Source organism: Xanthomonas sp. NCPPB 3200 (genome assembly GCF_056393585.1).
On sequence record NZ_CM150785.1, the window covers coordinates 1,670,817 to 1,693,143 of the forward strand.

23 protein-coding genes are annotated in these 22,327 nt (G+C 65.5%); 13 read left to right on the plus strand and 10 right to left on the minus strand.

Going from position 1 to position 22,327, the window contains the following annotated elements; translation table 11 throughout:
- The first annotated feature begins 27 nt into the window (after nt 1-27).
- Nucleotides 28-1,593: a POT-type proton-dependent oligopeptide transporter gene (locus tag AC06DU_RS07185; protein ID WP_065050423.1), complete on the plus strand. Its 1,566-nt coding sequence runs from the start codon at nt 28-30 to the stop codon at nt 1,591-1,593.
- A gap of 7 nt (nt 1,594-1,600) precedes the next feature.
- Nucleotides 1,601-2,209 carry a rhomboid family intramembrane serine protease gene (locus tag AC06DU_RS07190; protein ID WP_016902690.1) on the plus strand — a complete coding sequence of 203 codons (609 nt, stop codon included), beginning with the start codon at nt 1,601-1,603 and terminating at the stop codon, nt 2,207-2,209.
- Between the two features lie 140 nt (nt 2,210-2,349).
- On the opposite strand, the gene AC06DU_RS07195 is transcribed toward AC06DU_RS07190, so the two are convergent.
- Nucleotides 2,350-2,550: a hypothetical protein gene (locus AC06DU_RS07195; protein ID WP_104538085.1), complete on the minus strand. Its 201-nt coding sequence runs from the start codon at nt 2,548-2,550 to the stop codon at nt 2,350-2,352.
- Between the two features lie 216 nt (nt 2,551-2,766).
- Here AC06DU_RS07195 and AC06DU_RS07200 point away from each other — a divergent pair, with 216 nt between their 5' ends.
- From AC06DU_RS07200 to AC06DU_RS07210, 3 genes are all read left to right on the plus strand, one after another.
- Nucleotides 2,767-3,051 carry a GNAT family N-acetyltransferase gene (locus AC06DU_RS07200; RefSeq protein ID WP_478203906.1) on the plus strand — a complete coding sequence of 95 codons (285 nt, stop codon included), beginning with the start codon at nt 2,767-2,769 and terminating at the stop codon, nt 3,049-3,051.
- A gap of 48 nt (nt 3,052-3,099) precedes the next feature.
- Nucleotides 3,100-3,945: a DUF3298 and DUF4163 domain-containing protein gene (locus tag AC06DU_RS07205; RefSeq protein WP_478203907.1), complete on the plus strand. Its 846-nt coding sequence runs from the start codon at nt 3,100-3,102 to the stop codon at nt 3,943-3,945.
- Nucleotides 3,946-4,011: 66 nt separating this feature from the next.
- Complete coding sequence (locus AC06DU_RS07210) at nt 4,012-4,512, plus strand: MarR family winged helix-turn-helix transcriptional regulator (protein ID WP_024938916.1); 501 nt, start codon at nt 4,012-4,014, stop codon at nt 4,510-4,512.
- 97 nt (nt 4,513-4,609) lie between these two features.
- Here the strand turns inward: AC06DU_RS07210 and AC06DU_RS07215 are convergent, their stop codons facing one another.
- Nucleotides 4,610-6,808, minus strand: a complete 2,199-nt coding sequence (locus AC06DU_RS07215; protein WP_024938917.1) for a M3 family metallopeptidase — start codon at nt 6,806-6,808, stop codon at nt 4,610-4,612.
- Nucleotides 6,809-7,238: 430 nt separating this feature from the next.
- Between AC06DU_RS07215 and AC06DU_RS07220 the strand changes: the two genes are divergently transcribed.
- On the plus strand, nt 7,239-7,727 hold the full coding sequence (locus AC06DU_RS07220) for a glutathione peroxidase (protein ID WP_024938918.1): 489 nt from the start codon (nt 7,239-7,241) through the stop codon (nt 7,725-7,727).
- Between the two features lie 131 nt (nt 7,728-7,858).
- On the opposite strand, the gene AC06DU_RS07225 is transcribed toward AC06DU_RS07220, so the two are convergent.
- Both AC06DU_RS07225 and AC06DU_RS07230 read right to left on the minus strand, forming a co-directional pair.
- Nucleotides 7,859-8,638, minus strand: coding sequence for a ferredoxin--NADP reductase (locus AC06DU_RS07225; RefSeq protein ID WP_024938919.1), 780 nt, complete (start codon nt 8,636-8,638; stop codon nt 7,859-7,861).
- Nucleotides 8,639-8,855: 217 nt separating this feature from the next.
- On the minus strand, nt 8,856-10,736 hold the full coding sequence (locus tag AC06DU_RS07230) for an ABC transporter ATP-binding protein (RefSeq protein ID WP_478203908.1): 1,881 nt from the start codon (nt 10,734-10,736) through the stop codon (nt 8,856-8,858).
- A gap of 251 nt (nt 10,737-10,987) precedes the next feature.
- Here AC06DU_RS07230 and AC06DU_RS07235 point away from each other — a divergent pair, with 251 nt between their 5' ends.
- The 3 genes from AC06DU_RS07235 (at nt 10,988) to AC06DU_RS07245 (ending at nt 14,228) form a co-directional block, all read left to right on the plus strand.
- Nucleotides 10,988-12,505: a fumarate hydratase gene (locus AC06DU_RS07235; RefSeq protein WP_039528185.1), complete on the plus strand. Its 1,518-nt coding sequence runs from the start codon at nt 10,988-10,990 to the stop codon at nt 12,503-12,505.
- Between the two features lie 261 nt (nt 12,506-12,766).
- Nucleotides 12,767-13,402 carry a glutathione S-transferase family protein gene (locus tag AC06DU_RS07240; RefSeq protein ID WP_024938922.1) on the plus strand — a complete coding sequence of 212 codons (636 nt, stop codon included), beginning with the start codon at nt 12,767-12,769 and terminating at the stop codon, nt 13,400-13,402.
- 187 nt (nt 13,403-13,589) lie between these two features.
- Entirely contained in the window at nt 13,590-14,228 is a 639-nt protein-coding gene (locus tag AC06DU_RS07245; RefSeq protein ID WP_180969661.1) for a carbonic anhydrase, read from the plus strand.
- Between the two features lie 328 nt (nt 14,229-14,556).
- Here the strand turns inward: AC06DU_RS07245 and AC06DU_RS07250 are convergent, their stop codons facing one another.
- Nucleotides 14,557-15,690, minus strand: a complete 1,134-nt coding sequence (locus AC06DU_RS07250) for a phospholipase A (RefSeq protein WP_016902704.1) — start codon at nt 15,688-15,690, stop codon at nt 14,557-14,559.
- 206 nt (nt 15,691-15,896) lie between these two features.
- Entirely contained in the window at nt 15,897-16,382 is a 486-nt protein-coding gene (locus tag AC06DU_RS07255; RefSeq protein WP_065032456.1) for a DUF456 domain-containing protein, read from the minus strand.
- A 227-nt stretch (nt 16,383-16,609) separates the two neighbouring features.
- Between AC06DU_RS07255 and AC06DU_RS07260 the strand changes: the two genes are divergently transcribed.
- Nucleotides 16,610-16,825 carry a cold-shock protein gene (locus tag AC06DU_RS07260; protein ID WP_003483561.1) on the plus strand — a complete coding sequence of 72 codons (216 nt, stop codon included), beginning with the start codon at nt 16,610-16,612 and terminating at the stop codon, nt 16,823-16,825.
- A gap of 221 nt (nt 16,826-17,046) precedes the next feature.
- Here AC06DU_RS07260 and AC06DU_RS07265 read toward each other — a convergent pair whose 3' ends face one another.
- Together AC06DU_RS07265 and AC06DU_RS07270 are read right to left on the minus strand one after the other, a co-directional pair.
- Entirely contained in the window at nt 17,047-17,529 is a 483-nt protein-coding gene (locus AC06DU_RS07265) for a glycine zipper 2TM domain-containing protein (RefSeq protein WP_016902706.1), read from the minus strand.
- A 167-nt stretch (nt 17,530-17,696) separates the two neighbouring features.
- The gene (locus tag AC06DU_RS07270) at nt 17,697-18,125 is read right to left on the minus strand and encodes a hypothetical protein (protein ID WP_478203910.1); all 429 of its coding nucleotides are present in this window, start codon (nt 18,123-18,125) and stop codon (nt 17,697-17,699) included.
- A 73-nt stretch (nt 18,126-18,198) separates the two neighbouring features.
- On the opposite strand from AC06DU_RS07270, the gene AC06DU_RS07275 reads away from it, so the two are divergent.
- A complete protein-coding gene (locus tag AC06DU_RS07275; protein WP_478203911.1) occupies nt 18,199-19,029 on the plus strand; it encodes a tRNA threonylcarbamoyladenosine dehydratase in 831 nt (276 codons plus the stop codon).
- A gap of 38 nt (nt 19,030-19,067) precedes the next feature.
- Here the strand turns inward: AC06DU_RS07275 and AC06DU_RS07280 are convergent, their stop codons facing one another.
- Nucleotides 19,068-19,835 carry a TatD family hydrolase gene (locus AC06DU_RS07280; RefSeq protein ID WP_478203913.1) on the minus strand — a complete coding sequence of 256 codons (768 nt, stop codon included), beginning with the start codon at nt 19,833-19,835 and terminating at the stop codon, nt 19,068-19,070.
- A complete protein-coding gene (locus tag AC06DU_RS07285) occupies nt 19,835-20,050 on the minus strand; it encodes a DUF6116 family protein (protein WP_478203914.1) in 216 nt (71 codons plus the stop codon). The genes AC06DU_RS07280 and AC06DU_RS07285 overlap by 1 nt, the downstream gene beginning before the upstream one ends.
- Nucleotides 20,051-20,195: 145 nt before the next feature.
- Between AC06DU_RS07285 and AC06DU_RS07290 the strand changes: the two genes are divergently transcribed.
- A complete protein-coding gene (locus AC06DU_RS07290) occupies nt 20,196-20,987 on the plus strand; it encodes a glycine zipper 2TM domain-containing protein (RefSeq protein WP_006451921.1) in 792 nt (263 codons plus the stop codon).
- A 159-nt stretch (nt 20,988-21,146) separates the two neighbouring features.
- Complete coding sequence (locus AC06DU_RS07295) at nt 21,147-22,322, plus strand: acyl-CoA dehydrogenase family protein (RefSeq protein ID WP_016902712.1); 1,176 nt, start codon at nt 21,147-21,149, stop codon at nt 22,320-22,322.
- Nucleotides 22,323-22,327 lie beyond the last annotated feature (5 nt).

A 22,327-nucleotide genomic window follows, 5' to 3' on the forward strand; every position in this document is an offset into this window, starting at 1 on the left:
CGTGTTTTCTGCTCGACCGGACTGCCCTTGACCACTTCCACCTTGCCAGGCCCCACTGCCGGTGCGCGGCTGCCGCGCCAGATACCCTTCATCATCGGCAACGAAGCCTGCGAGCGTTTCAGCTTCTACGGGATGCGCAACATCCTGGTGCAGTTCCTGATCACCTCGCTGCTGTTGCAGGAGGTCAGCGGACCCGGCCGCGAGGCCGAGGCCAAGCACATCCTGCACAGCTTCATGATCGGGGTGTTTTTCTTCCCGCTGCTCGGCGGTTGGCTGGCCGATCGCTTCTTCGGCAAATACAACACCATCCTATGGTTCAGCCTGGTGTATTGCGCCGGGCATGCCTGCCTGGCGCTGTTCGAAGGCAGCCGCAACGGATTCTTCCTCGGGCTGGGCCTGATTGCGCTGGGTGCGGGCGGCATCAAGCCGCTGGTGGCCTCGTTCATGGGCGACCAGTTCGACCAGTCCAACAAGCACCTGGCCAAGGTGGTGTTCGACGGCTTCTACTGGATCATCAACTTCGGCTCGTTGTTCGCCTCGTTGTTGATCCCGCTGGCGCTGAAGAATCTGGGCCCGGCGTGGGCATTCGGCATTCCCGGCATCCTGATGTTCGTGGCCACGCTGGTGTTCTGGCTGGGCCGCAGGCGCTATGTGCGGGTGCCGTTGCCGCCGAAGGACCCGCACGGCTTCGGTGCGGTGGTGCGCACCGCATTGCTGACACAGGCGCCGGGGCAGGGCCGCCCGGGCCTGATGCTGGCAGTGGTCTCGGTGCTGCTGGCGCTGGCGTGCTTCGCGCTGGTCGACCAGCTCGGCATCGTCATCTGCCTGTGCATGGCGTTGGTGCTGTTGCTGGCCGGCATCGGCGGCGGCACCTGGTGGCAGCTGGAGCGTGCGCGCGGCATCCATCCCGATACCGCGGTCGAAGGCGTGCGCGCGCTGCTGCGGGTGCTGGTGATCTTTGCGCTGGTGACGCCGTTCTTTTCGCTGTTCGACCAGAAGGCCTCGACCTGGGTCCTGCAGGGGCGCGAGATGACGATGCCGGCCTGGTTCACTGCCTCGCAGATGCAGGCGCTCAATCCGCTGCTGGTGATGCTGCTGATCCCGTTCAACAATCTGGTGTTGTATCCGCTGCTGCGGCGCGGCGGCTGGGAGCCGACCGCGCTGCGCCGCATGACCTGCGGCATCGCCTTCGGCGGCCTGGCCTGGATCGCGGTCGGCGCCATCCAGATCAGCATGGACGGCGGCGAGCCGATGCATATCGCCTGGCAGATCCTGCCCTATGCGCTGCTGACCTTCGGCGAGGTGCTGGTGTCGGCCACCGGGATCGAGTTCGCCTACAGCCAGGCACCACCGTCGATGAAGGGCGTGGTGATGAGCTTCTGGTATCTGACCACCACGGTGGGCAATCTATGGGTGCTGCTGTCGAACGTGGCGGTGCGCAACGCCACGGTGACCTCCCACATCGCCGATACTGGGCTCAGCGAAGCGGCATTTCTGATGTTCTTCTTCGCGGCCTTCGCGTTCCTGGCGGCACTGGCCTTCGGCCTGTACGCGCGCGGGTATCGCATGGTCGACAATTACCGTTCTGCCTGAGGTCCGCATGATTACCCTGATCCTGATCGCCATCACCGGCATCGTCTCGTGGATGGCGTTCAACAACCGCAAGCTGGCCGACCGCCTGGTCCTGTGGCCGCCGGCGCTGGACAAGCACAAGCAGTACGACCGCCTGGTCACCTACGGCTTCATCCATGCCGACCTGGGCCACCTGGTCTTCAACATGATCACGCTGTTCTTCTTCGGCCGGGTGATCGAAAACGTGATGACCCAGCTGACCGGCAGCGTGCTGACCTATCCGCTGTTCTATCTGGCGGCGCTGGTGGTCTCGATCCTGCCCAGCTATCTGAAGAACCAGAAGAACCCGAACTATCTCAGCCTGGGCGCCTCCGGCGCAGTGTCGGCGGTGTTGTTCGCCTTCATCCTGCTGCAGCCATGGACCATCATCCTGGTGCTGTTCATTCCGGCGCCGGCGATCATCTACGCGGTGTTCTATGTCGGCTACAGCCTGTGGATGGACCGCCGCGGCGGCGATCGCATCAACCACAGCGCGCACCTGGCCGGTGCCGCGTTCGGCGTGATGTTCATGCTGATCATGGAGCCGCGCGTGCTGCAGGTATTCCTGGAGCAGCTGTCCAATCCGCGTTTCGGCTGATCGGTTGGCAAACCGACCGCTGGCCGCCGGTGACACGCGCGGTTAGGTCGACGGTGTCGGGATGAGCGGGTCGCCTTGGGCGACCGGACCAGGACCCTCGCGAGTGCGCGCGTGGTCCTGGGCAGTGATGCGATGCCGGCTCAGGCCGCGTCGCGTTTCTGGTCGCCAGCGACGCTGCCGGTGGGCACCGACCCGTAGGCCTGCTGCAGGCGTTGGTACACCGTGTCGTTGAGCTGCGCGAAGTCGGGGTTGTGGGTGTCGCCTTTGATGGCGAACTGGAACAGGCCTTCCAGCAGCGAGCTATCGCTGTCTGCGCTGTGTCCTGCCGAATCGTTGTGCATGCGGTGACTCCTCGTAGGTAAGGCGAAGGCGTCGGCGGGTCGCACCGGCCCGGGTGCAACGGGCGCCTTCGGCTCAGCTATCGGCGCGGCGCGAGCGAACTTAAGTGCCGGTTCGGCAGGCTGCGCGGGCGGTCACAGCATCGATTCATTTTCACGCAGGCGCGGCGCCGCGCTGGTCACACTGCTGACCATCGTCACTGCCTCGTGCAGACCACCATGGAGGCAGCGACAGTGCAGGCAGACCACGATTCCACGCAGCAGCTCTTCAGCGTAGACACCGATGGACAACGTGCCGAGCTGGCATACCGTCTGGAAGGCGAGCGCATGACCATCACGCATACGCATGTGCCCGACGCGATCAGTGGACGCGGCATTGCCGCAGTGCTGGTCGAGGCTGCCTTGGCCCATGCGCGCCAGCAGGGCTACAAGGTCGTGCCTGCCTGCAGTTATGCCGAGGCGTACATCCGGCGGCACCAACAGTTTCAGGATCTGCTGGCCTGATCGCCGGCAGCGTGTCTTTGCAGATGTATCGATGGGGAGCAGGTGGGAATGGGGCGGTTGTCAGGAGTGAACGCAGTCCGGGGCTTGCTGATGCTGGCCGTGTTGGCAGGATGTACGCAGCGCGAGCCGACAACGGCCGAATCGGCACAGCCGGCAGCTGACGCAGCCGCTGCCGCGGCACCGCCGGCCGAGCCCGTGCTGGTGCAAAGCGGCCCGCTGGAGGATGTGATCGAGCAAGCACCCGCCTATATGGTGGGTATCAGCTATCCGCGTGGGCTGGACGCGTTTCCCGAGCTGAGCGGACTGATCCGCAGTTATGCGCAGGCAGCACGCGCCGAACTCATGGAGGCGGTGTCCGGGCTCGGCAACGACAAGCCGGCCGCACCCTACGAGTTGTCGCTGGCGTTCGAGACCGTATTGCAGACCCCGGACCTGATCGTCGTGTCCGCTGACGGCAGCCGCTATACCGGTGGTGCGCATGGCGAGCCGTTGGTGGCGCGCTTCGTCTGGCTGGTCAAGGAGCGCCGGCAATTGACCGCGCAGGCCTTGATTCCGGACCCGGCAGGCTGGGAAAAGATCGGGCGCGAGGTGGCCGTGCAATTGCACAACGCCGCCACCCAGCGCGTGGAAGCCGATCGCGTGCCGGTCGCAGAACAGGCCGAGCAGGTGGCCTCGGCCGATCGCATGATTGCCGAAGGCACTGCCGCGCAGGTCGACAACTTTGCCCAGTTCGTGCCGGTGCTCAATCCGGCCGGTCAGATCACCGCGCTTCGGTTCGTGTTTCCGCCGTATCAGGTGGGGCCGTATTCGGATGGCACGCAAACGGCCGAGGTCGCTGCCTCAACATTGTTGGCGTCGGTCGCGCCGGAATATGTACATCTCTTCGCACGCTGAGGTGTCACCCCGCAGATGATGTGATTGAATGGCTTGGCCATTCAGTAATGTAATCAAACGGGTGATATGAGTAGTTTCGATCCAACCGCAAGTCGCGTGGACCACACCTGTGTGCGCTATCCGGCGTTTCCGCGTGAACCGGCCGTTCTGGTGCGGCTGATCAAGCACCTCTACAAGCGACTGCATACGCAGGGGTGCGCGCGGTTGAAGCCATACGGCATCAGCCCGCCGGAATACGAGATTCTGATGATGCTCTACGGCACGCCGGAGCAGGCGATCACGCCTACCGAGGTGGCCGAGGCCGCCAGCGAAAAGCCGGCCAACATCACCCGGCTCACCGACCAGTTGTGCGAGAAGGGCTTGATCGCGCGTGGCAGCAGCCCGGACGATCGGCGCAAGATCATGCTGACCCTGCAGCCGGCAGGCCTGGCGTTGATCAACAGCCTGCTTCCCGACGCCTGCACGCTGCTCAATGCGGAGACCTCCAGCATCAGCGATGCCGAGCAGGTGCGGCTGGAAAAGCTGTTGAGGAAATTGCTCGACGGCGTGGATTCGGTCGAGCTCTGAGCACGGCGTCTGCGGCTCGCGCAGCCCGCTTCATCGCGACCATCAAAAACGCCGCCCGGATCGCTCCGGGCGGCGTCTTGGTTTCAACGCAGTGCGATTACGGCTTGGACTGCGGCGCTTCCGGCGTGGCGCCATCGCCACCTTGCGCACTCAGGCCGCGCTTCTCGAGCAGGGGCTCGATCTGCGGCGCATGGCCGGCAAAGTTCTGGAACAGTTCCATCGCATCGACGCTGCCGCCGCGCGAGAGCAGGGTCTGACGGAAGCGATCGCCGTTGGCGCGGCTCAGCCCGCCGTGCTGCTTGAACCACTGCTGGGTGTTGGCGTCGAGCACTTCCGACCAGATGTAGGCGTAATAGCCGGCCGCGTAACCGCCCATGATGTGGCTGAAATACGGGGTCTTGTAGCGCGGCGGCACCGGCGCGTAGGCGATGCCGTCCTGCTGCAGGGCCTTGGCTTCGAATGCCATCACGCCTGCTGCGTCGGGCACCTGGCTGGCGCTGATCTGGTGCCAGTTCTGATCGAGCATGGCCGCACCCAGATACTCGGTGGTGGCAAAGCCCTGGTTGAACTTGGAGGCGGCAATCACCTTGTCCAGCAGCGCCTGCGGCATCGGCGTGCCGTTCTGGTAATGCTTGGCGTAGTTCTTCAGGATCGACGGCTCGTCGGCCCACATCTCGTTGACCTGCGAGGGGAACTCGACGAAGTCGCGCGGCACGCTGGTGCCGGAGAAATACGGGTATTTGACGTCCGAGAACATGCCGTGCAGCGCATGGCCGAACTCATGGAACATGGTGGTCACCTCGTCCCAGGTCAGCAGCGTCGGCTGGCCGGCCGGCGGCTTGGGGATGTTGAGGTGATTGGCGACCACCGGCTTGAAACCGGTCAGCGCCGACTGCGACACGTAGGAGTTCATCCAGGCACCGCCGCGCTTGGATTCGCGTGCATACATGTCGGCGATGAAGATCGCCAGCTGCTTGCCGTCGGCGTCGAACACGTCATAGACGGTGATGTCGTCGCGGTAGGTCGGCAGGTCGGTGCGCTGCTTGAAGGTCAGGCCGTATTCCTGATTGGCCGCATAGAACACGCCGTTTTCCAGCACGTTCTTCAGCTCGAAGTACGGCTTGAGCTGGGATTCGTCGAAGTTGTACTTGGCCTGACGCACCTTCTCGCTGTAGTAGGCCCAATCCCATGCTTCGAGCTTGAAGGTCGGCTTGCGCGCGGCCTTCTGTTCCTTGTCGATCATCGCCTGCAGATCGGCCGCCTCGCGCTTGGCATTGGCCACCGCCGCCGGCGCCAGCTTGCCCAGCATCGCGTTGACCGCCTCCGGTGTCTTGGCGGTCTGGTTTTCCAGCGAATAGGCAGCGTAGGTCGGGAAGCCGAGCAGCTTGGCCTTGTCGGCACGCAGCTTCATGATGCGCGCCACCAGTGCGGTGTTGTCGTACTGGCCACCGTGGCTGCCACGCGACACCGAGGCGTCGTAGATCTTCTTGCGTAGTTCGCGATTCTTCAGCTGCGTCAGCGGCGGCTGGCCGGTGGTGTTGAGCAGCGCGATCACATACTTGCCGTCGAGCTTGCGCGCCTTGGCGGCTTCGGCGGCAGCGGCAATCTGCTCTTCGGACAGGCCATCGAGCTGCTTGACGTCATCGACGACAACGGCGGCGGCATTCACTTCCGCCAGCACGTTCTGGCTGAAGGTGGTGCCCAGGTTGGCCAGCTCGGCATTCATCGCCTTGAGCGTGGTCTTGTCGGCATCGGAGAGCTTGGCGCCGTCGCGTACGAAATCGCTGTAGTACTTCTCGACCAGGCGCACGCCCTGGGCGTCCAGGCCCAGCTTGCTGCGCTGGTCGTACAAGGTCTGGATACGCGCGAACAGCTTGCCATTGAGCGAGATCGCATCGCGGTGCGCGGCGAACTTCGCCGAATAGTCGGCCTGCAGTTTCTTGCGCGCGTCGTTGGTGTCGGCACCGACCAGGTTGAAGAACACCGTGGTGGCGCGATCCAGCGTGGCGCCGCTTTTTTCCAGCGCGAGCAGGGTGTTGTCGAAGCTCGGCTTGGCCTTCTGGTTGGCGATCTTTTCCACTTCCTTCAACTGCTCGGTCATGCCGGCGTCGAAGGCGGGTGCGAAATCGCTGTCCTTGATCTTGTCGAACTGCGGGTAGTGCAGCGGCAGCGTGCTGTCGGCAAAGAAGGGGTTGGCTTGGGTGGCGGCCTGCGTGGTGGCGGGTGCGGCGATGCTGTAGGACGGCATGGCAAGTCCCAGGGAGGCGGCCAGGGCAAAGGCGAGACGGGTGGTCAAGAGGATGGCTCCAAAGTGCGAACCGCCGAGGCTACCCCAGCCGGGCCGGACAGGCGTGTGACAAAAGGCATGGCTGCACGGTCATTACGATGCCATCAGGCGGGCACGAGCGGCGCTGGTCTTGTGGGCACACGACCGATGACACCATGCGCATGCCGCCGCCGGGCGGGCGCTGCCTGTCTACGGTGCGGCGTGTCCCACCCGGCTGCATTCCGGCTGCTCGGCGGGCAGCGATGTCTCGATCGGTCCGCCTGACGGATGCTGGCCGGTAGCGCGCCGTGGCAACGGCCGGGACCAGCAGGAAGGGTCAGCTGGCTGCGGCGACGCATCCGTTGAAAACCGCCTCTCCCGGCTGACGCGCTCGGCGACCGCGATGCGACGCTGCCGGCTGCTGGGTTACGCTGCCCACCTCGCATACTTCAGGGCAGCCATGAGCGATATCTCCACGTTCGCATTCACCGACCTGGAAGGCCGGCCCCGCTCGATGCGCGATTACGCCGGCAAAGTGGTGCTGGTGGTCAATGTCGCTTCCAAATGCGGCTTTACCCCGCAATACGCAGGCCTGCAGGCGCTGTGGCAGCGCTATCGCGAGCGTGGTCTGGTGGTGATCGGGTTTCCCTGCGACCAGTTCGGTCATCAGGAGCCGGGCGATGCCGCGCAGATCCGCCAGTTCTGCTCGCTCGATTACGCGGTGGATTTTCCGCTGGCCGAGAAGGTCGAAGTCAATGGCAGCGGCGCGCATCCGCTGTGGCAATGGCTCAAGCGCGAACAGCGCGGCGTGCTGGGATCGGAGGCGATCAAGTGGAATTTCACCAAGTTCCTGATCGGCCGCGATGGCACGGTGCTGGAGCGTTACGCCCCGACCACCAAACCGGACGCGCTGGCTGCGGACATCGAGCGCGCGTTAGTTGAATCGTAGGAGCGCACCTGGGCGCGACGAGGCATTTCCGGGAACGCTTCATCGTGCCCGGGTGCGCTCCTACGACAGTGCATGCCGGCGTCGCGGTCTGCGTAAACGCCGCATCGCGCTGACGCCTCACGCGCGTCGCATCACTTCTCGACGAAGGCGCGCTCGAACACGTAATGCCCCGGCGTGCCGATGCGTGGCGAGGTCTGGAAGCCACGCGCATCCAGCAAGCTGCGCAGGTCGGCCAGCATCTGCGGGCTGCCGCAGATCATGAAGCGGTCGTTGGCCGGATCCAGCGGCGGCAGCCCGAGCGTCTGCTGCATGCGGCCATCGGCCATCAGCTCGGTCAGGCGGCCCTGGTTGGCGAACGCCTCACGCGTCACCGCCGGGTAGTACAGCAACTTCTCGCGCAGGATGTCGCCGAGGAATTCGTGCTGCGGCAGCTCGCGCTCGAAGTAGTCGCGATAGGCCAGATCCTGCACGAAGCGCACGCCCTGGGTCAGGATCACCTTGTCGAAACGCTCGTAGGTCTCCGGGTCCTTGATCACCGACAGCCACGGCGCCAGACCGGTACCGGTGCCCAGCAGGTACAGGTTGCGGCCCGGGTGCAGGTCGCTGATCAGCAGCGTGCCGGTGGGTTTCTTGCCGACCAGTACCTTGTCGCCCGGCTGGATGTGCTGCAGCCGCGAGGTCAGCGGGCCGTCCGGCACCTTGATGCTGAAGAACTCCAGGTGTTCTTCCCAGTTGGCGCTGGCGATCGAGTACGCACGCAGCAGCGGCCGCGTCTCGGTCTCCAGACCGATCATCACGAACTGCCCGTTCTCGAAGCGGAAACCGGCGTCGCGGGTGGTGGTGAAGCTGAAGTAGGCATCGGTCCAGTGACGGACCTCAAGCACCGTTTCGGCGCCGAAAGCGGAAGACATACCGGTAAGTGTCGTGGGAAGAGTACCCGGCAATTCTACCTCAAGCCGGCCAAATGAGAGAGGCTCTCATTTGGCCGGGAATGGGGAATCGGGAATGGGGAATCGGTTCAGCTGCATAAGGATCCCGGAGGCCTACGGGGCAAGACGCTCAGCGCCGATCAGCCGCCGGGAACGCCGCCTTTAACGATTCCCGAATCCCCATTCCCGAATCCCCGCTTCACCGATACCCCGCCGCCTGCAACTCGAACAGCTCCGCATAGCGCCCGCCCTGGGCCATCAGTTCGGCATGGGTGCCGTTGGCCTCGATGCGGCCCGCGGCCAGCACCAGGATGCGGTCGGCCATGCGCACGCTGGAGAAGCGGTGCGAGATCAGCACCGCGGTGCGGTTGTCCGACAGCTCCTTGAAGCGCTGGAACACCTCGAACTCGCTGCGCGCATCCAGGGCGGCGGTGGGTTCGTCCAGGATCATCAGCTGCGCATCGCGCATGTAGGCGCGGGCGATGGCGATCTTCTGCCATTGCCCGCCGGACAGGTCCACGCTGTTCTTGAAACGGCGCCCGACCAACTGGTCGTAGCCATCGGGCAGGCTGTCGATCAGCTCGCCGGCCATCGCACGCTGCGCGGCGGCGCGGATGCGCGGCGCATCGTCCATCGCATCGACCTGGCCGACGCCGATGTTCTCGCCCACGCTCAGGTGATAGCGCACGAAGTCCTGAAAGATCACGCCCAGGTTGGCGCGCACATCGTCCAGGTCGTAGTCGCGCAGATCGCGGCCATCGAGCAGGATGCGGCCCTCGTCCGGGTCGTACAGCCGCGCCAGCAGCTTGACCAGGGTGGTCTTGCCGGCGCCGTTTTCGCCGACCAGCGCCAGCACTTCGCCGGCACGCAGCTCGAAATCCAGATGCCGCACCGTCCACTGTTCGGCATCCGGGTAGCGGAAGCCCACGTCCTCGAACACGAAGCCCTGGCGGATCGGTCGCGGCACCGGCAGCGCGTTCGGGCGCGAGCGGATCTCCGGCACGATGTTGAAGAACGAATACAGATCGTCCAGATACAAGGCCTGGCCGGCGACCTGCGAGAACCCGATCAGCAGGCCTTCCAGCAACTGGCGCAGGCGCAGGAAACTGCCGGCCAGGAAGGTCAGATCGCCGATGCTGAAATCGCCGCGCACGGTGCGCCAGGCGATGTAGCCATAGGCCATGTAGTAGCCCAGGGTGCCAAGCGCGGCCAGCAATGCGCCCCACAGCGCACGCTTGCGCGCCAGTGCCCGATTGGCCTGGAAGAACTTGTCGGCCAGCCGGCGATAGCGCGCGATCAGGAAGCGGTGCAGGTTGAGGATCTTGACTTCCTTGGCGGTCTCGACGCTCGCACCGACCTGGCGCAGGTAGTCGAGCTGGCGCCGCTCCGGTGTCCACTGGAAGTTGAGCGAATAGCCCAGCGCATTGAAATGCGCCTCGCCGATGAAGGCCGGGATCAGCGCGATCGCCAGCAGCAGGATCAACCACGGCGCGTACACCACCAGGCCCACCGCCAGGCTGACCACGGTGATGGCGTCCTGCACCTGGCCGAACAGCTGGCTCATCAGGTTCATGCGGTTCATGGTCTGGCGCCGCGCGCGATCCAGCTTGTCCTGCCGGTCGGGGTCTTCGAAGTCCTCCAGATCCAGCTGCGCGGCGTGCTCCATCAGGCGCACGCTGGCGGCGTTGTTGAACAGCTCCGACAACAAGGCATCGGCGTAGCCGACCAGCCGGCCGAGCAGGTCCGAGCCGATCGCCAGGGCCAGTTCCAGCGCCAGCAATTCCAGCAGCCGGTTCAGCCGGCCGCTGCCCAGCGCCTGCGTCAGCGAGTCGAAGGCCGGCGGTTGACCGACCAGGTGGATCGCCTCGTCGATGATCAGTTTGCCGATATACAACGAGGCCACCGGCATCAACGCGCGCAGCACGCGCAAGCCGATGCTGCTGGCGCTCAGCCAGCGGCTGGTCTGCCAGATCTGGCGCAGGAAGGGCGGCAGGTTGCGCAGCGCATCCAGGCGCTCGCGCAGGGTGGGGCCGGTACGGGGAGCGGCAGGCGCAGGGGCGCCGGAACGGGAGTCTGACATCGGCTTAGTGTGCAGCGCCACGCGTCGGCGCGGGGTGTTGGAGGTGCGCCGCGCCCACGGCGGACTGCGTGCGCTGCCGACTGCACGCGTGCAAGGCAATGCGGTCGATGGCCTGCAGCGTGCCCATACTGCGGGGCAGCTACGCGCGCGATCGCAGGCCCGATCAATCGCCTCGATTGACGCGACGCCCGGACACGCCGGGAGTTTCGACTAAAATGGCCGGATTGCCCCCGCCAGCCGTAGAGCCAGCCGTGACCTCGATCAAGCAGGAAGACCTCATCCAGTCCGTCGCCGACGCGTTGCAGTACATCAGCTACTACCACCCGGTCGACTACATCAGGAACCTGTCCGCTGCCTACGAGCGCGAAGAGTCGCCGGCGGCCAAGGACGCCATCGCGCAGATCCTGATCAACTCGCGCATGTGCGCCGAAGGCCATCGCCCGATCTGCCAGGACACCGGCATCGTCACCGTGTTCCTGGAGATCGGCATGCAGGTGCGCTGGGACGACGCCACGATGGGCGTGGAAGACATGGTCAACGAAGGCGTGCGCCGCGCCTACAACCACCCCGACAACAAGCTGCGCGCCAGCGTGCTGGCCGATCCGGCCGGCAAGCGCACCAACACCCGCGACAACACGCCGGCGGTGGTCAACACCAAGATCGTGCCTGGCCACCATGTCGAAGTGATCGTCGCGGCCAAGGGCGGCGGTTCGGAGGCCAAGAGCAAGTTCGCCATGCTCAACCCGTCCGACTCCATCGTCGACTGGGTGCTCAAGACCGTGCCGACCATGGGCGCCGGCTGGTGCCCGCCGGGCATGCTCGGCATCGGCATCGGCGGCACTGCCGAAAAGGCCATGCTGCTGGCCAAGGAAGCGCTGATGGAGCCGATCGACATCGTCGACCTGCAGGCGCGCGGCGCCTCCAATCGCGCCGAAGAGCTGCGGCTGGAACTCTACGAAAAGGTCAACGCGCTCGGCATCGGCGCGCAGGGCCTGGGCGGCCTGACCACGGTGCTGGACATCAAGGTCAAGGATTACCCGACCCACGCCGCCAACCTGCCGGTGGCGCTGATTCCCAACTGCGCGGCCACCCGCCATGCGCACTTCACCCTGGATGGCAGCGGCCCGGTGATGCTGGACCCGCCGTCGCTGGAAGACTGGCCCAAGCTCACCTACAACCCGACCAATGCGCGCCGGGTCAACCTGGACACCATCACCCGTGAGGAAGTGGCCAGCTTCAAGCCGGGCGAGGTGGTGCTGCTCAACGGCAAGCTGCTGACCGGCCGCGACGCAGCGCACAAGCGCATGATCGACATGCTCAACAAGGGCGAAACCTTGCCGGTCGACTTCACCAACCGCTTCATCTACTACGTCGGCCCGGTCGACCCGGTGCGCGATGAAGTGGTCGGCCCGGCCGGCCCGACCACCGCCACGCGCATGGACAAGTTCACCCGCCAGATGCTGGAGCAGACCGGCCTGCTGGGCATGGTCGGCAAGTCCGAGCGCGGCGATGCGGCGATCGAGGCGATCCGCGACAACAAGGCCGTGTATCTGATGGCGGTCGGCGGCTCGGCGTACCTGGTGTCCAAGGCGATCAAGGCCGCACGCGTGCTGGCATTCGAAGACCTGGGCATGGAAGCGATCTACGAATTCGAGGTCAAGGACATGCCGGTCACCGTGGCGGTGGATTCCACCGGCGAATCGGTGCACAAGACCGGCCCGCGGCAATGGCAATCGCGCATCGGCAAGATTCCGGTGGTGGTGGAATAAGGGCGCCAGCCAGCGCGCCCGCAGTGCGGGCTGTTGCATCGCGCAGTGCAACCAGAGTGCCAGGCAATGCCGCGCCGACCGGGCCGGCGAGCGCAGGTGCAGCGCCGCGGTGGCGCCGCGCTGAAACCGCTGCGACGATGTACGGAATCCGTCGCAGCGGGCCAACTGCCCCCGCGCGGGTCTTCGATGGCATCCACCAGGGCGAGGACAATCGCTGTGAACCACGCAAGCTCGCCTGCACCAACCGACTCAGGAATCCGTATGAGCGCCACGCTGTACCACACCCCCAGCACCGCAGCCCTGGTCGTGCATTGGCTGCTGATCGAACTCGACGTACCGCACGTACTGCATCCGCTGGATTTCGAACGTGCCGAACAGAAATCGCCGCAGTATCTGGCGCTCAATCCGGCCGGCGTGGTGCCGACGCTGGTGCTCGACGGACACGTGCTGACCGAGGCGGCCGCGATCGTGCTGCATCTGGCCGACCTGCATCCGCAGGCAGGGCTGGCACCGCCGCTCGGCACTCCCGAGCGTGCGGCGTACTACCAGTGGATGTTCTTCTGCGCCAACACCTTGCAGCCGGCGTACCGGGCCTGGTTCTATCCGGACGAGCCGGCCGGTGCCGCGCACGCCGAAGCCGCGCAATCCCAGGCGCGCGCCAGACTGGAGGCGGCCTGGGCCCGGGTCGATACGCACCTGCAGGCCAACGGCCCGTATCTGCTCGGGCAGACCCTGTCGGCGGCCGATTTCATGCTGACCATGATGATGCGTTGGTCGCGCAACATGCCCCGTCCCAGCGATAGCTGGCCGGCCTTGCAGGCGCATGCGCAGCGAATGAAAGCCCGCCCGGCATTTCAGGAAACCTATCGCCGCGAGGGGCTGACGGACTGGACCTGAACCCGGGGGGGACGGGCTGCGAAATCGTGTCGACATAAGCTCCAGCCACGCCGTGGTGCGGCGCCTGCCGCGGTGTACGATCGCGCCACAACCAGAGAGCAGGGGCTCGTCCATGTCGCATTCCGCATCCCGTCGAAAACTGCTGCAATGTGCCTGTTGTGCGCCGATCGCGGCCGCCGCCGCGTCACTGCCGTTCGCCGCAGGCGCGGCGCCGTCGAAGAAGACCGATCTCAATGCCGAGCAGGCATTGCAGGTGCTGCGTGACGGCAACGCCGCCTTCGTGGAAAACCGCCCCAAGAAGGTCATTTCCGACAGCAAGCGCCGTCTGGAACTGGCGCTGGGGCAGACCCCGTTTGTGATTCTGGTGTCGTGCTCGGATTCGCGCGTGCCGCCGGAGCTGCTGTTCGGGCGCGGCCTGGGCGAGATGTTCATCGTCCGCAATGCCGGCAATACCGTCGACACCACGGCATTGGGCTCGATCGAATACGCGGTCAGCCAGCTTGGCGTGCCGCTGGTGGTGGTGATGGGCCACGAGAGCTGTGGCGCGGTCGCCGCGGCGGTGTCGGTGGTGGAAAAGAACGCATTCTTCCCGGGCGCGATCGGCGCGATGATCGAGCCGATCGTCCCGGCCGTGCTGACCGCCAAGAGCAAGGGCGGCGACGACCTGCTGGCGGCCTCGGTCAAGGCCAACGTCAAGCGCACCGTCGACCGCCTGCGTGGCGCGTCCGAACCGGCGCTGCTCGAACCGCTGCGCGCGGGCAATGTCCGTGTCGTCGGTGCGTACTACACCTTGAAAGACGGCAAGGTCGACTTCTTCGACGTCTGATCGCTGCCAAAGCCGTTTCATGAAGACAGCGCAGGATGATCTCCTGCGCTGTCTTTTTTTATATGAGCGGAGGGTGCGGAGCAGCCTAGCTGTCAGCGCTGCAGAACTTGGCGCGGCTATCAAACTGCTGCGCTTACCGCCAGGCAGGCGTGGGCCGTGTCCGGAACCTGCATGCCATGCATGCGCTGCAATTCCTGCGCGCCGAGCTGACGACTGCCTGCCACGTCTACCGCTCCAGGCCTGCAATCCCGGACGCAAAAAAGCCGGCATGCGCGCATGCCGGCTTTTCAATGGTCTCGACGTTGCTCAACGCAGCGGTGCGATGTGCTTAGAACCACTCCAGCAACGACACGCCCAGGCCGATGTAGGTGGCCTTGTGGTTGTAGTCGATCAGGCTTTCGCCGTAGCCGTCGAACACCTGCACGTGGCCGCGCAGCAGGTTGGTGATCGGGAAGCCGTAATCCAGCTGCACCGAGCCATGCGAGCGGTCGCCGCCGCGCAGCGAATGCCGCGCAATCAACGCCACTTCATGCCCGTCCTTGTTGTAGACCAGGGTGGCGTCGCCACGGCCCATGTAATCCTCGATATCGGGATTATTGTCGTCGGCGCGGTCTTCCTTGATGCGGAACCACGGGCGCAGCGTCAGTGCCCAGTTCTCGCGATCCAGCCCGATGTTGAGGATGACCCGGTTCCAGGAGCGCGACAGCGGATCTTCGCGGCCGTTGGACATGTGGTTGATGCTGATGCCGCTCATGCGGCCCTTCCAGCCGAACAGGCTGTAGTTGTTGCGGAACACCAGCATCGCTTCCGGCTCGTAATTGGTTTCGCGGAACGGGCGCGAGGCATCGGTGTTGTAGGCCTGCCAGCGCGAGCTCTGGGTGTAGCCCATCCAGATGTCGCCGTTGTCGCCGAACAGATCCTCGACCACCTTGGTCTTGAAGCTGAGCTGGAACTTCAGTTCGGTGCTGTCCAGTTGCTGCGGGGTGGACACCGAGTTGGCCGGGTTCGGCGACTGCGGGGTACGGTTGGAGTCGCTGGTCCAGAATGCCGGCAGCAGATACACCGGCTTGTAGCCGCGCAACTGGAAGGTGCCCAGCTTGGAGTCCTTGGCCAGCTCCCAACGGCGGTCCAGCAACGAACCGCGGCCAGCGTTGGCGACCGCCTCTGCCTTGGGCTGATCCTGGCCGTCGGCACGGAAGAAGTCGCCGACGCGGCTGATGGCGCGTTCGTCCTGCGGTTTGGACTCTTTCTGCTTGGCGATCTGCGCGGCGGCATCGGCCTCGGCGGTCAGCTGCGGGGTATAGCCCAGCGCCTGGTCGTAGCAGGCAAGCCGTGCCGCATCCGAGGTGACGGAGGTGCAGGCCTGCGGCGAGGCGGGGGTGGGGGCGATTTCCTGTGCGTGCGCCAATGGCGCGGCCGCCAGGGCAATCAGCATCAAGGGACGGGTGCGGTGCTTGGACATGGGCAGTCTGGCCGAATAAAGGCGCCAGGCAGGCGCGTCAGATGCGAAGCTTAACGGTCGCGCCTGCATACGCGGTGTGTACACGGTGGCATAACATCCGGGCGACGCCTGCAATCGGCTGCTGTCTGCGACCGTGTGGGCGGCTGGGCCGTCATCGTCCAGGCGATCAACCGACACAATCAGCCTCGGTGAGCGCTGGAAATCCGCTAGAAAAACCAGGCGATGGCGAACACGCCCAGCATGCACAGGCCCAGTGCCAGCTTGGTCGCGGTGCCGAACACGATGCCCAGCCAGGTGCCGAAGCCGACCTTGGTGGCCTGGTCGGATTTGCGGGTCTGCCAGTACTCGCCGAGCCACGCGCCGGCGAACGGCCCGACGAACAAGCCGATCGGCATGAAGAAGATGCCGACGACCGAGCCGATCACCGAGCCCCACAGTGCCGCCTTGCTGGCACCGACCCGCTGGGCGCCATACACGGTGGCAAGGAAGTCGATCGCAAACGACAACGCCGTCATCAAGCCCAGGATCACCAGCGCCGCCCAACCGACATGGGCAAAGCCATCGGCCCAGGCGGCCACCAGCAGTCCCGCGAACACCAGTGGCAGGCCTGGCAGCGCCGGCAGGACGACCCCGGCAAGGCCGATCAGGACCAGCACGCCAGCCAGGATGTAGTAGACGACGGTGATGTCCATGATGTTTAAAAATGTCCTGTTTCAGGCTTGACAAAATTGCGCAAGAGGTGCTTGAAAATTCGTTTGGTGCGGGTTAAGTTGCCAGCGCTGCTGTTTGCAACGGTCACCGTGAATCGTGGCCTGATGCGGTAGATCGTTCGATCCGCTACATCCTTGTACCTCGCTTCCTCCTTGCAATCACAGCCACCACCGTCAGTCCATCACAGTGTCGTAGGGAGTCAGTCGAGATGTCCAATATCGAACGCGAGAATGGTGTCGTGAAGTGGTTCAACGATGCCAAGGGTTTTGGCTTCATCAGTCGCGAAAACGGCGAGGACGTCTTCGTCCACTTCCGTGCGATCCAGATCCAGGGCTTCAAGAGCCTCAAGGAAGGCCAGAAGGTCAGCTTCACCGTCGTGCAAGGCCAGAAAGGCCTGCAGGCCGATGCGGTGCAGGTGGTCTGAGCGCGGCGCAACACCGCGGCCATCGTGCAGACAGCAGAAAGGCCCGTCGCCGGGCCTTTCTGTCATTCGCCAACACTGGCGCATCGAACGTAGCGAGCAGTGGTCAGGCGGGCACGAAGAAATCGAAGTACACGTGGATGCATGTCGATTCCGGGCGCCGGCTGCGCGGATCTAGCGGTGAGCGCAGTGGTCTTCCTTGCCGCTACTGGTAAGCGCGCCGATCAGCGCAGCACGACCTTGCCGTTGACCACGCGCACATAGGCATTTTCGCGCACGCCAGCCAGGTCGCGCTGGTTCACCACGATCACGCGGCCGTCGTCCATGCGCACCTGCACATCGAAGCTGTCGCTGGTGACGTTGTTCTGGATCGCATTGCCCGCCAGCGCGCCGGCGGCGGCACCGGCCACGGCCGAGACGTTCTTGTTGCCCTTGCTGCCACCGGTCTCCTTGGAGATCTGGCGACCGGCCACCGCGCCGACGATGCCGCCGAGCACCGCACCGGTGCCGGTGGGAGCGCTGCGGGTCGGGCCGACTTCATCGATGCGGGTCACGATGCCGCAATCCACGCAGCGTGCCTGCGGCTGCGAATAGCCCTGGTCGTAGCCGCGGTCGCCGCGGTAGCTGCCGTACTGGGGCTGGGAGGTGGCGCAGCCAACCAGCGTCGCGGTTGCAGCCAGGCCAATGACGAGCAGTCGGGTCTTCATGAGGTCTCTCCGGGGTGGTTCGAAAAAGCGGTCAGGGCCGCGGCGACGTCATCCTGGGTTGGTCAGGGTGAACGGTCTGCCAACTGGATCACTCCAGGCTTAACGAAACCCGAGCGTCCTGTTCACCACCGCCGCCGTGCGCATCGATGCGGCGGTGCGATGGCGGGTCAGCGGAAGTCGCGATGACAGGCCTCGCAGGCGTGATTGATCTGTGGCCTGAGTGCGGCAAGCGCGGCGCAATCCGCTGGCGGCGTGCGCTGTGCCTGGTCCAGGACGGTGCGCAGGGCGCTGGCATGCTCGCCGAAGCGGCGGTCCTCGCCGATGTCCGGAAAGGCCGGCTCCAGTTCGCCGGCAAGCAGGCGCAACGATTGCAGTCGCGCTCGCTGGCGTGTGGAATTGCAGCCACCATCGGTATCGGCTTGCAGGGCGCGTACTTGGTAAGCCATCACCTGCATCAGGCTGTCCGGCACCGGGTTGCGTCTGGCCTGCAGCACGCGCGCCACCATCACCGTGCACACCAGCCCGATCAGGATGCCCAGCACCAGCAGGAAGGCATAGCGGGACGCGCGCGATTGTTCGGTGGGCGGGGCGGGCATGGACGGACCTCCGTGGACGCGGGCTTCAATAGGTCGATGGGCGCGCGCTGAGCGGCGCGCGTAAAATAGGCCGATGAAAGCACAATGGCGTGAACGCTTTGCCGGTATCGACCGGCTGTACGGAGTCGGCACGGTCGAGCGGCTGGCCGCCTGCCGCGTGGCGGTGGTGGGGATGGGCGGCGTGGGCTCGTGGGTGGTCGAGGCACTGGCGCGTACCGGCGTTGGCCACATCCGCCTGATCGATGCCGACGACCTGTGCGTGTCCAATACCAACCGGCAATTGCCGGCGCTGGCCGGGCAGTACGGACGCAACAAGGCGCGCGCGATGGCCGAGCGCTGCGTGGCGATCAACCCGGAAATCGACGCCGACCCGGTGGAGTCGTTTCTCACCGCCGGAAATATCGAACAGCTGCTCGGCGACGCGTTCGACCTGGTGATCGATGCCTGCGACAGCTTCCGGGTGAAGGTGGAAACCATCGCCTGGTGCCGTCGACGCAAGCTGCCGCTTCTCACCGTGGGCGCCGCTGGCGGGCGCACCGATCCCACCCTGGTGCGGGTACGCGATGTCTCGCGCACCGAACACGACGCGATGCTGGCGCTGATCCGCAAGAAGCTGCGCAGCGAGTTCAACTTCCCCAAGAATCCGCAGCGCTATTTCGGCGTGCCGGCGGTGTACTCGCTGGAGAACGTCAAATACCCGCAGGCCGATGGCAGCGTCTGCGGCATTCGCCCGCAACTGGATGCCGATGCCACGCTCAAGCTGGATTGCGGGGCAGGGCTGGGCGCAGCCACGCATATCACCGGCACCTTTGCGTTTGTCGCGGTGGGCAAGGCGCTGGAGATGTTGCTCAAGCCGAAGGTGGATGCTGCCAGGCCTGTTGCCGAGGCTGCCTCGGCGGGGTGAGTGCGCGTTGCCGTGTCATGCGGCAACGGGCAGTGCGCTCAGCCCGGCAACCCGAACAACCGCCGTGCGTTGGCGGTGGTCTGCGCGGCGATGTGCTCGGCCGCCTCGCCGCGTAGCTGTGCGATGCAGCCCAGCACCGTGCGCAGGTAGGCCGGCTCGTTGCGTTGGCCGCGGATGCTGGCGTCGGGCTGATCTGGCGCATCGGTTTCCAGCAGCAGCCAGTCCAGCGGCATCGTTGCGGCCAGGCCGCGCAGGCGATTGGCACGCGGGTAGGTCACCGGGCCGCCCAGGCCGATCATGAAATCCAGCTTCCACAATTGCTGCGCCTGTTCGGGGCTGCCGGCAAAGCTGTGCACCACACCACGCAGACCGCCCACGGCCTTGATGCGGGCGATGACCTCTTCGGTGGCGCGCCGCGCATGCACGATCAGCGGCAGCTCGAAGCGCTTGGCCAGCTGCAGTTGCCCGTCGAAATAATCGCGCTGCATCTGCGCGTCCAGCCCGTCCAGATAGAAGTCCAGCCCGCACTCGCCGATGGCGCAGGGCCGCTCGCGCTCGATCCACTCGGCCAGCAGCTCCAGATGCTCGGGGCGGTGCTGATCGAGAAAGATCGGGTGCAGCCCGTAGGCGGGGTGCAACCCGGGGGCCAGGGTGCAGACGGAGCGCAGTGCCGGCCAGCTGGCGGCGGTGATCGCCGGGATCACCTGCTGTACGACACCGGCTGCCCGCGCGCGTGCGATCACCGCGGCGCGGTCGTGGTCGAACTCGCCGGCATCCAGATGGCAGTGGCTATCGACCAACTGCATCAATCGCGGCGCACCGGCGCGGGCAGCGGTGCCTTGCGGGTCTTCCAGTTGGCCAGCAACAGCGTGGTCAGGCCGAACAGCAGCTCGTCCAGGAACGGGATCGGGTCCGGGAGCATCAGGTCGACCAGAAACAGCGCCGCCGCCAGCTTGAACAAGGTGGGGTAGCGCAGGGTGCTGGCCCACTCCAGGGCGCGCGAGGTGACGGGATTGCGCATGCGGATGCTCCGGCTGTTAGAAGTGCATGAAATAACCGCTAGCTGAACTTAACTGCGGCGTTCATGAGCGAGGGCGTTTTTGTTCAGGGTTCGCGTGCTGGAATCACGCCGTCAACAACGCGGCGTGTCCGCACGGAGCTGGATCATGAAGAGCAATACGACAACTATACTGGTCGCTGCTGGTGCGTTGCTGGTTGGAGGCGTGGCCACGGCCGCCTTCATGAACAATCGCCCGTCGTCCGGCGATTTCGTCGCCAACGGCGAGCCGGCACCGCGTGGTCTGGAATATGCCGACGTGGTCAAGGTCGCCCCGATCACCGAGCGCGAGCCGCAGTATGCGCAGGTCGTCAACAGCGCGGCCATCCGCGAAACCACCACCAGCTCCTCCCCGCGCGAAGTCTGCCGCGACGTGGTGGTGCAGGAACGTCTGCCCGAGCGCGACGGCAATGTCGGCGGCACCGTCGCCGGTGCGGTGATCGGCGGTCTGCTCGGCAACCAGGTCGGCGGCGGCAACGGTCGCAAGCTGGCCACGGTGGCCGGTGCGGTCGGTGGCGGCATGGTCGGTAATCGCGTGGACCGCAACCATGTCGGCGGCCGCGTGGTGGATCGCACCGAGCGCCAGTGCCATACCGAAAATGCCAATTCGCAGTCCTCGCGCGTGGTCGGCTACGACGTGACCTACCGCAATGCCGACGGCACTACCGGCACCATGCGCATGGACAGCAAGCCGGGCGAACGTATCTCGCTGGGCGATGCGGACAACGTGGTGGCCTACGACGTGACCTACCGCTACGACGGTTTCGAGAAGACTGTGCGCATGAACGACAAGCCGGCCAGCGATCGCCTGCCGGTGGTCGACGGTCAGCTGGTGACCCAGACCGCTTCGACCGCCGGTGACAGGGGCGTTCGTGTGGATGCGGGCAGCACGCGTCAGTAAACCGCTGGCAGCGATCCGCCCAGGATCGCTGGTTGGCAGGAAAGGAGCCGGCATTGCCGGCTCTTTTCGTTTTCAGGCGCTGGTGACGACGTCCGTGCGCTGAGCAGGTCGCCGCCATGTTCGGCCGGCAACTGGCTGATAATCGCCACTTCTCCTGGAGTGGAAGCCGACATGCCGGTGCGCCCCGATGATCTGTTCGATGTGCGTGCGCTGCTGACCGACGAAGAGCGGGCAGTGCAGGATGCGGTGGCGCGCTTCACCGATACGCGGGTGCTGCCGGCGATCGGCGATGCCTTCGACGCAGGGCGCTTTCCGCGCGAATGGGTACCGGAGCTGGCGGAGCTCGGCCTGCTGGGCGCCAGCCTGCCGGTCCGCGATGGCGGCGCGGGCCTGGGCGCGGTGGCGTACGGATTGATCTGCCAGGAACTGGAGCGCGGCGACAGCGGCCTGCGCAGCTTCGTCAGCGTGCAGTCCTCGCTGTGCATGTACCCGATCCATGCCTACGGCAGCGACGAGCAGCGCCAGCGCTGGTTGCCGGAGATGGCAGCCGGCCGTCTGATCGGCTGTTTCGGGCTGAGCGAAGCGCAGGGCGGCTCGGATCCGGCCGCGATGACCACGCGCGCGGTGCGGCAGGGCGACGGCTGGCGCTTGAACGGGGCCAAGATGTGGATCACCAACGGCAGCATTGCCGGCCTGGCGATCATCTGGGCGCACACCGATGACGGCGTGTGCGGCTTTCTGGTGGAGACCGGCAGCGCCGGCTTCAGTGCGCAGGACATCGCGCACAAGATGAGCCTGCGCGCATCGGTGACCTCGGGCTTGTTCCTGGACAACGTCTACGTGCCGGAGCAGATGCGCCTGCCGAACGCGGCCGGTCTGAAGGCGCCGCTGGGGTGCCTCAATCAGGCGCGCTACGGCATCGCCTGGGGCGCGATCGGCGCGGCGGTGGCCTGTCTGCGCGAGGCATTGGCCTACAGCGGGCAGCGCATCCTGTTCGGCCGGCCGCTGGCGGCCACGCAGAGCGCGCAGATCAAGCTGGCCGACATGGCGCGGCGGATTTCCACCGCGCAGCTGCTGGCGCTGCAGCTCGGGCGGCTGAAGCAGGCCGGCCAGCTGCGGCCGGAACAGATCTCGCTGGCAAAGTGGAATAATTGCCGCATGGCCCTGGATGTGGCGCGCGAGTGCCGCGATCTGCTGGGCGCGGCCGGCATCACCACCGAACATGTGGCGATCCGGCATGCGCTGAACCTGGAATCGGTGATCACCTACGAGGGGACCGAGACCGTGCATCAGTTGGTGGTCGGGCGTGCGCTGACGGGACTCAATGCGTTTTGACGAGG

What these genes read in the sequence shown, in the direction of transcription:
- AC06DU_RS07275 (WP_478203911.1), top strand. Translation starts at nt 18,199, where the DNA reads ATGAAAGCACAATGGCGTGAACGCTTTGCCGGTATCGACCGGCTGTAC.
- AC06DU_RS07290 (WP_006451921.1), top strand. Translation starts at nt 20,196, where the DNA reads ATGAAGAGCAATACGACAACTATACTGGTCGCTGCTGGTGCGTTGCTG.
- AC06DU_RS07230 (WP_478203908.1), bottom strand. Translation starts at nt 10,736, where the DNA reads ATGTCAGACTCCCGTTCCGGCGCCCCTGCGCCTGCCGCTCCCCGTACC.
- AC06DU_RS07205 (WP_478203907.1), top strand. Translation starts at nt 3,100, where the DNA reads ATGGGGCGGTTGTCAGGAGTGAACGCAGTCCGGGGCTTGCTGATGCTG.
- AC06DU_RS07225 (WP_024938919.1), bottom strand. Translation starts at nt 8,638, where the DNA reads ATGTCTTCCGCTTTCGGCGCCGAAACGGTGCTTGAGGTCCGTCACTGG.
- AC06DU_RS07220 (WP_024938918.1), top strand. Translation starts at nt 7,239, where the DNA reads ATGAGCGATATCTCCACGTTCGCATTCACCGACCTGGAAGGCCGGCCC.
- AC06DU_RS07265 (WP_016902706.1), bottom strand. Translation starts at nt 17,529, where the DNA reads ATGAAGACCCGACTGCTCGTCATTGGCCTGGCTGCAACCGCGACGCTG.
- AC06DU_RS07195 (WP_104538085.1), bottom strand. Translation starts at nt 2,550, where the DNA reads ATGCACAACGATTCGGCAGGACACAGCGCAGACAGCGATAGCTCGCTG.
- AC06DU_RS07190 (WP_016902690.1), top strand. Translation starts at nt 1,601, where the DNA reads ATGATTACCCTGATCCTGATCGCCATCACCGGCATCGTCTCGTGGATG.
- AC06DU_RS07210 (WP_024938916.1), top strand. Translation starts at nt 4,012, where the DNA reads ATGAGTAGTTTCGATCCAACCGCAAGTCGCGTGGACCACACCTGTGTG.
- AC06DU_RS07280 (WP_478203913.1), bottom strand. Translation starts at nt 19,835, where the DNA reads ATGCAGTTGGTCGATAGCCACTGCCATCTGGATGCCGGCGAGTTCGAC.
- AC06DU_RS07260 (WP_003483561.1), top strand. Translation starts at nt 16,610, where the DNA reads ATGTCCAATATCGAACGCGAGAATGGTGTCGTGAAGTGGTTCAACGAT.
- AC06DU_RS07250 (WP_016902704.1), bottom strand. Translation starts at nt 15,690, where the DNA reads ATGTCCAAGCACCGCACCCGTCCCTTGATGCTGATTGCCCTGGCGGCC.
- AC06DU_RS07255 (WP_065032456.1), bottom strand. Translation starts at nt 16,382, where the DNA reads ATGGACATCACCGTCGTCTACTACATCCTGGCTGGCGTGCTGGTCCTG.
- AC06DU_RS07240 (WP_024938922.1), top strand. Translation starts at nt 12,767, where the DNA reads ATGAGCGCCACGCTGTACCACACCCCCAGCACCGCAGCCCTGGTCGTG.
- AC06DU_RS07200 (WP_478203906.1), top strand. Translation starts at nt 2,767, where the DNA reads ATGGAGGCAGCGACAGTGCAGGCAGACCACGATTCCACGCAGCAGCTC.
- AC06DU_RS07270 (WP_478203910.1), bottom strand. Translation starts at nt 18,125, where the DNA reads ATGCCCGCCCCGCCCACCGAACAATCGCGCGCGTCCCGCTATGCCTTC.
- AC06DU_RS07285 (WP_478203914.1), bottom strand. Translation starts at nt 20,050, where the DNA reads ATGCGCAATCCCGTCACCTCGCGCGCCCTGGAGTGGGCCAGCACCCTG.